We start from the raw sequence: 7,100 nt of genomic DNA, 5'->3' as shown, positions 1-7,100 counted from the left end.
GACTAAGGGAAACCTTGTTACTGTTGATGTTGAAGTCACCGAGCAAGCACTTTTAGGGATGGTACTCAGTGAAGTTTTCATCAATCCGGCTGGCGGCGATGACGGCAGTGAGTGGATTGAAATCTACAACGGTACGGGGCAATCTGTAGACCTATCCGGTTACTCAATTGGGTATGTCTTAGGTGGCAACTCAGGTGGGTACGGCGCAGCTGGTGCCGACCTAGGCGGCGTGTTTCCTGCGGGAGCTTGTATCGTAATAGGTGGCCCACTCAGTTCGGATTCCAATTTTTCTCCCGTGTATGATTATGAGACAAACTTTACGCCAGATATCCAGAATACGAATAAAGCGATCGGACTTTTCGAATCGAATATGGCAAGTGTCGGAGCCGCTACTGTGCCACTGGATGCAGTGGTTTACGGTAATAACGGCAATGGCTACATGGACGATGATGGTTCTGTTCCCACCACTGGAGAAGTTGATAATCCCGGTTCGGGCAACAGTTTAGAGCGCTCAGCGACTGGTTGGAGTATTCAAAGCGCACCAACGCCAGGTGTTTGTAACGTTCAATAGAGGTTGGCAATATGCCCATTTTACAGACTGAGTCATTTATAGAACGCGCCGAAGAGCTTCGAGCAGTGGGCAGGTTTTTTCATTCTCGTAACTGGGCTCCGGCGACCAGCGGTAATTATTCAGCACGTGTGGATGATGAGAATATCGCGGTGACGGTCTCGGGGGCTCATAAAGGTGAGTTAACCGAGAAAGAGATCATGGTGGTTAACTTGGAAGGGGAGCGCATCGCCTCCTTTCATTTGGGCCAACGTTCTTCAGCCGAAACATTACTTCACACGTCCGTGTATCAAGAAGATACCTCTGTAGGTTCAGTCTTACACAGCCATTCGGTGATTTCGACGGTCATTTCAAGGATGGCTGGTGAGAGTGTCGTGCTCGAGGGGTATGAGCTGCTCAAGGCATTTCCGGGTATTGATACGCATCAAACGCGTTTAATCGTTCCGGTGTTTAATAACCAGCAAGATATTCCAAAGCTCATGGCAGAGGTAAATGCTTACCGTGCTCATGCAGAGGTTTTTGCAGGTTATCTGATTCGGGGGCACGGCTTATATTCATGGGGCAAGAACGTGGCAGAGGCACGGCGCTGTATTGAGGCCTTTGAGTTTTTGTTTGAATGTGAACTCAAGATGCAGAGGAAATGAGGGCTTATGAGTGAATTAACAATTTACCGTGGTGGTGCAGACAATCCGAATTCCATTTCTGATCATCAAGAAATGAGCAAGTTGCTGGCTGAGCGAGGTATTCGTTTCGAGCAGTGGCAAGCCAGTGCGGAACTTGGGCCTGAGTCTTCGCAGGAAGATATTCTGGGAGCATACAATGAGCAGGTTGATGCACTGAAGAAAGCCTCTGGGTTTCAGTCGGTGGATGTGATCAGCCTTCACCCCGACCATCCCCAAAAAGAGGTCATGCGTGAGAAGTTCTTAAATGAGCATATTCATACCGACGATGAGGTTCGATTTTTCGTCGACGGGCAAGGGCTTTTTTATTTGCACTTTGACGACATTGTCATGACCGTTTTATGCGAAAAGGGCGACTTAATAAGTGTGCCTGCTCATACCAAGCATTGGTTCGATATGGGCCCGTCTCCAGATTTCAAATGCATTCGATTGTTTACCGATGAGGCAGGGTGGGTCGCACAAATGACCGGTGACACCATTGCCGAGCGTTACCCAAGGTTTGAATAAATGAAGATTCAGGCCGTTTTGACAGATATAGAAGGAACGACCAGCTCTATTGCTTTCGTTCACCAGACTCTCTTTCCATATGCCCGACAACACATGAGCGAATTCATCACCAAGCATGAACTGCGTGATGACGTCGCTAAGCTTCTTGGAGCGGCTCGCTTAGAAGGGGGCCTTAGTGCAGGTGATGATGTACTCGCTCTTTTGCTGGGTTGGATGGACGAGGATAAAAAGGTCACTTCGCTAAAGGCATTGCAGGGCTTGATTTGGGAAGATGGCTATCGCTCGGGCGCGCTCAAAGGGCATATCTACGACGATGCTGTAGAGGCTTTAAAGCGCTGGAATACTGAGGGCCTCAAACTTTTCGTTTACTCTTCAGGTTCAATCTATGCTCAGAAGCTTTTGTTTGGTCATTCTATGGCCGGTGATTTAACTTCGATTTTTTCTGGTTACTTCGATACCACCTCGGGTCACAAGCGTGAGGCGGATTCTTACAAGCGGATAGCTCAGTCCATGGGTGTTGTGCCTAAAGCTATTCTCTTTCTCTCTGATGTTGCCGAGGAGCTTGATGCAGCAGTCGCTGCTGGCTATCAAGCCACCCAATTGGTTCGTGATGAGAGTATCGTAGCCTCTGATTCTCACACCAAGGTGTCGTCGTTTGATGGAATTCAATTCTAAGTCTCTGGTTGTTCTACTGGCTTTAGCCACCGCTGCTTGCAGCTTGGATGCTCGGACTCCAAAGCGTCCTGAGACACCAACTTCTCTTTTGAAAGTGGGCGAGCAAGGCGCTGTGATCACCCGGGACAATTTCGATGTCTCGCATATTCGGGCAAATGGTGAAAAAAATCTCATGGCAGCCTGGGGTTATGTGCACGGTAAAGACCGTCTTTGGCAGATGGATTTTATGCATCGGTTAGCGCTGGGGATGTCGGCTGAGAGTTATGGCGAGAAAACGCTCAAGACCGATTTCTTTGTTCGCTTGATGGGGTTAGCCGCAAAGGCAAAGTCCGTTGCCAAGAGTATTGTTGGTACAGAAGAGCATCAACTACTTGAACATTATGCAGCGGGTGTGAACCGGGCTCGAGAAGAAATGCTTACCGATTTACCACATCAGTTTCAGGAGTTTAAGGTAACTCCGCTTCCTTGGTCTGCTGAAGCCAGTATCTTACTGACTTTCTTACAAGGCTTAGATATGACCACGCGAACTTTTGTAACAGACGCTCACGCCGCTTACGCGAGAGACAAACTTGGTGAAGAGCGCTTTGAACAACTGTTTTCTATTTCAAAAGATTTGTCCCGATTTGAGACAACGATTATCCATGCCGACGATGTAAGTGCTAAGCCCGCCACCCAAGAGCAGCGTGGTCCAGACTTAGAGGCCTCAGATGATCCTTCCACCTCAGGTGGCTCCAACGTTTGGGCGATTACCGGCCGACGGACAGAGTCTGGGCATACAATTGTGGCCAATGATACCCATTTGGCGATGCGCAATCCGGCGACTTGGCATGAAATTCACTTGCAGCTTGAGGACCAATCTGTTGACGTTTACGGATATGCGGTACCCGGTGTTCCGATTATACCCGCGGGTTTTAATTCGCACGTCGCCTGGGGAGTAACCTTGGGCTACACCAACTCAATGGACTTAATCGCATACCCAATATCAAAGGATGGGCAGTCCTACATTGGTGCAAAAGGTGAACTGGTGGCCATCCATGAGATTGCGCCTGATGTACGGGTTCGCCTCGGGCCGATTGTGCCGCATATTTTCTGGAGAGGTTTTAAGGTCTCTTCTGAGGGGATTCTTTATCCGCTGGATATCGAAGGGAATGAAAAAAACGTCTATGTTCTAAAGTGGTCAGCATTGGCGGTTGATTCAATCGGTTTGTCGGGTGTGCTCGCAATTTTCCGTGCGAAGTCTGTGGATGAGATGAGCCAGGCCCTGAGCCAGTTTGTGATGCCGAGCTTCAATTTCATATTTGGTGACCGTGCAGGTGGAATAGGGTTTAGACAGGTCGGACTCACGCCGCAGCGTACCGAGGGTAAGCAAGGCTTAACCCAGGGTGGGAATGCGAAGGAAAACTGGCAGGGTTTTATACCGTTGGAGAAGATGCCTGCGATTATAAATCCTGAACGAGGGTATCTCGTAAGCTCTAATAATATGCCGATGCCTGCGAAGTTATGGAACGGTTCCTATTTTGGCGAGGGTTACCGCCGGGGATTTAGAGCCCGCCGAATCGAGGATATGATTGAGTCTAGGGACAAGCATTCATTGGCGGAAATTCAGACGATGCAACTTGATGTTCTTGTGCCAGAGGCAAAAATACTCTTGCCCGCGATGTTAAAAATGTTCGATTCTCAAGGCGACGCCAAACTGGAGTCGGTTAAAAAACTACTGGAAGACTGGGATCTCAAAGCCACTTTGGATGCTGCGGCGATGACCGTTTTTGCAGTTTGGAAACGAGCTCTCAAAGATTTAATATTTGCAGAGGAGCTGGAGCTCTTAGAAGATATTCCTCTTTCAAAAAATACTTTTCGCCCACCGGTGGACAGTTTGCACCGGGCTCTTCAGGGAAAACTGCCCCTGTCAGTGGAGATTGAACAAGCACTTCGCGATTCGTTAAGCCGCACAGTTGAGCAGCTCGAAGATCATTTGGGTCCGTTGGAGCCTGATTTTAAGAATTGGGCGTGGGGTAACTATCACCAGTTAACCTTTCGGTCGACGTCGGGTGATTCGCGATGGGACTTAGGTCCTTACCCGCTTGGAGGCTCGGAGAGAACCGTGGCTAAGGCGTCGGAAGAGGGTGAGGGACCATTTGGGGTCCGTTCCGCGGCAAGTATGCGTTTTGTGGTGGAGCTTTCAGACCCTCCGCGTGGGCTGGGAAGCTTGCCGGGCGGCCAGCGCGATGTTGAGCACAATGAGACCCCGGCTCCTATTGAAGCTTGGGTGGCAGGTAAGCTGCGGCCCATGTACTTCACGGATGAGGCTATAAAGAACAACCAGGTGAGCCAGCAATTGCTGGTTTGGTAGGATCGACTTGTGAATATCTTACATTTAATGGGTAGCTCTTATGTTTGAACATGGCTGCGTCTTTGCATAAGCTTTGGGTGGTAGCGTAGTTATTGTCATAAGAATTTGATTACGGAGTTCGACGTGAACCGTGCGAGTTGCACGATGTCGTTTATCATCTCTCTCGTCCTGGCGGCTCCAGCCGCCGGCCAGCAGCTTCCCTTTGTCCACTACACGGTTGATAACGACCTGAATCCTCTTCCATCGGCATCAGTCAGCGATATGATGCTCGATAGCCAAGGTTTCCTTTGGTTTGTCATCTATTCATCAGGCTTGTTTCGTTATGACGGTCATACTTCTGAGGTCTATACCTCGGCGGACGGATTGCCAGCGAACTCTACGGTGGGAATGCTAGAAGATCAAAAGGGGCGCCTTTGGGTCCATACGCGGCACGGTATCGCAGTCTCGACAAAACCAATTCTTGAATATGGATCGGGAGAGCGTCTTGCTTTTACGACCGAACTCAATGGTCTTCAGTTTGCGAAGAAACCGGCCAGTAAGCGAAATGCGATGGCAATGGGTGCCGATGGCGGCGTTTGGATTGCGGATAAATCCGAGGTGTTGCGGTATAGCTATGATGCCGATGGTCGTCTTCAGGTACGCATTCTAAGCCTGAGTGAAAACGGATTGGGGCAAACAGACCTCATCTCGATGCATCAAGATGGGCAGGTCTGGGTTGTTACCGACAAGTATGAGGTGGCGCGATTTAATCTCAATGGCGACTTTGCAAAGCAATCAAATTTTGTGTTCGAAAATGAATGCGTTGAGATCCGTAGTATTTTTCAAGCCTCCACAGGCGAAACCTTGCTGGGTTGCCGCTCGGGCAGTCTCTTGAAGGTAGTAGAGAATAGTGAAGGCAAGGGCATAAGGGCTCAAGAAATTCTAAAGGTACCTTCAGGCATCGCAAATATAAGCGAGGGTGTCGATGCCAGTTTGTGGGTGAGTACCGATGGCAGTGGCGTTTACTATTCGCCCGACGGTGTTGACGGTGAATCTTATAGCCGGATTTCTCGTAAGAACGGGCTCATTGGCGACCTTGTTAATGGAGTTCTTCAAGATCCCGAAGGGAATATTTGGATTGCTCAGTCTGGTGGCGTTTCTAAGCTGCAGCAAAACTACAAAGCTTTCGAGACCTACACTGCCGATTCCAAGACCGGTGAGCGTCCTATCCTTCCCAGTGCTGGTGTACGAACAGTTCGTGTCATGGATAAGCCGGTACCGGGCTCTATGTGGGTGGGTACGAACAAAGGTTTGGTCGTTCGGACTCCAGATGGGTTGGTCGATTTTCTCGACGCTAAAGACGGCCTAAAGGAATCGAATGTTGGGATTCAGTGCAGTGACCAGCAAGGTAGACTTTGGTTCAATGCTTCTTCGAGCATCGGAGTTTTAAGCTTTGCTGGAAGTAGTCAACCCAAAGGGTTCACAGAACACCGTCAAATTAAAATAGCAGGAGAAAAGGTTACGTTGTCTCTTCGTGACTGGAAAAGTCCACGCGGCTATTCCTGCACATCCTTTACGCAAGGAGAACCCAGGGCAAATGAGCCGCGGCGTGAGGCGATGTGTTTTTCCGGTGCTCGGCATGTTGAGTGTTGGAGTGATGATGGGGCTTGGACCATTTTTGATCATAAAGATGGCTTGATGGCTGAGAGCAGCATTCAAAGTATTGTTGTCGATGATGCGGGCTATATGCTTGCTGGCACTGAAGCCCAGGGCATCTTTATGTCCACGCGTCCAATGAGTGAGCTTCTTAACCGTAAAGGTTACAGGCGAGCAGAGGACGAAGAGCCCAGCTTTAAAGCAAGCTGGGGACCGTCCATGGGGGCTCCCACGGGTGATGTTGAATACATGTTGCTTCGCAAAGGTGCACTTTGGCTCGGTACGGACCAAGGTGTCCTTAAAATTGACCCGAAGACGATGGGGCTCGAGGGAGCTATCACTGTGAAGGAAGGCTTACCGGATAACTTCTCGGTAAGTCTTTATGAGTCTCCTACCACAGGGCACATTTGGGTCGGCACCAACGCCGGAATGGCTGAAATCGACCCTGAAACATTGAAAGTTGTTCGTGTGGTAACCCGAACCGATGGCTTGGTGGATAATGAAGTCTGGTGGCTGCAGTCGGTCTATGTGGACAGTACGGGCGCAGTTTATTACGGCACCCCCAAAGGTCTTTCGATTTATCGTCCTTCAGAGCACCGTCGTAATAAACGGCTGCCAAAGCCAGTGTTTCGATATTCGGATTTAAATCTCCTGCCCAACGGGACCAATGAAATCAAGATAGGCT

The 7,100-nt window shown here is 49.5% G+C and carries 6 protein-coding genes; all 6 read left to right on the top strand.

Going from position 1 to position 7,100, the window contains the following annotated elements; translation table 11 throughout:
- A partial coding sequence (locus HOK28_23495) for a lamin tail domain-containing protein (protein MBT6436074.1) occupies window positions 1-571 on the top strand: 571 nt, incomplete at its 5' end.
- Between the two features lie 11 nt (window positions 572-582).
- On the top strand, window positions 583-1,212 hold the full coding sequence (locus HOK28_23490) for a methylthioribulose 1-phosphate dehydratase (protein ID MBT6436073.1): 630 nt from the start codon (window positions 583-585) through the stop codon (window positions 1,210-1,212).
- A gap of 6 nt (window positions 1,213-1,218) precedes the next feature.
- Complete coding sequence (locus tag HOK28_23485; protein MBT6436072.1) at window positions 1,219-1,755, top strand: cupin; 537 nt, start codon at window positions 1,219-1,221, stop codon at window positions 1,753-1,755.
- Complete coding sequence (mtnC, locus tag HOK28_23480; GenBank protein ID MBT6436071.1) at window positions 1,756-2,430, top strand: acireductone synthase; 675 nt, start codon at window positions 1,756-1,758, stop codon at window positions 2,428-2,430.
- Entirely contained in the window at window positions 2,414-4,780 is a 2,367-nt protein-coding gene (locus HOK28_23475) for a penicillin acylase family protein (GenBank protein ID MBT6436070.1), read from the top strand. Before mtnC ends, HOK28_23475 begins: the two co-directional genes overlap by 17 nt.
- 123 nt (window positions 4,781-4,903) lie before the next feature.
- Window positions 4,904-7,100 (top strand): hypothetical protein (locus HOK28_23470; GenBank protein MBT6436069.1); only part of this gene is annotated, 2,197 nt, incomplete at its 3' end.

Source organism: Deltaproteobacteria bacterium, from assembly GCA_018668695.1.
Taxonomy (GTDB): Bacteria; Myxococcota; XYA12-FULL-58-9; order XYA12-FULL-58-9; family JABJBS01; genus JABJBS01.
This window is presented reverse-complemented; position numbering and strand designations above follow the sequence as displayed.

Excerpts from the sequence above, each read along its gene's own strand:
- HOK28_23490 (MBT6436073.1), top strand. The coding sequence starts at position 583 with ATGCCCATTTTACAGACTGAGTCATTTATAGAACGCGCCGAAGAGCTT.
- HOK28_23485 (MBT6436072.1), top strand. The coding sequence starts at position 1,219 with ATGAGTGAATTAACAATTTACCGTGGTGGTGCAGACAATCCGAATTCC.
- mtnC (MBT6436071.1), top strand. The coding sequence starts at position 1,756 with ATGAAGATTCAGGCCGTTTTGACAGATATAGAAGGAACGACCAGCTCT.
- HOK28_23475 (MBT6436070.1), top strand. The coding sequence starts at position 2,414 with ATGGAATTCAATTCTAAGTCTCTGGTTGTTCTACTGGCTTTAGCCACC.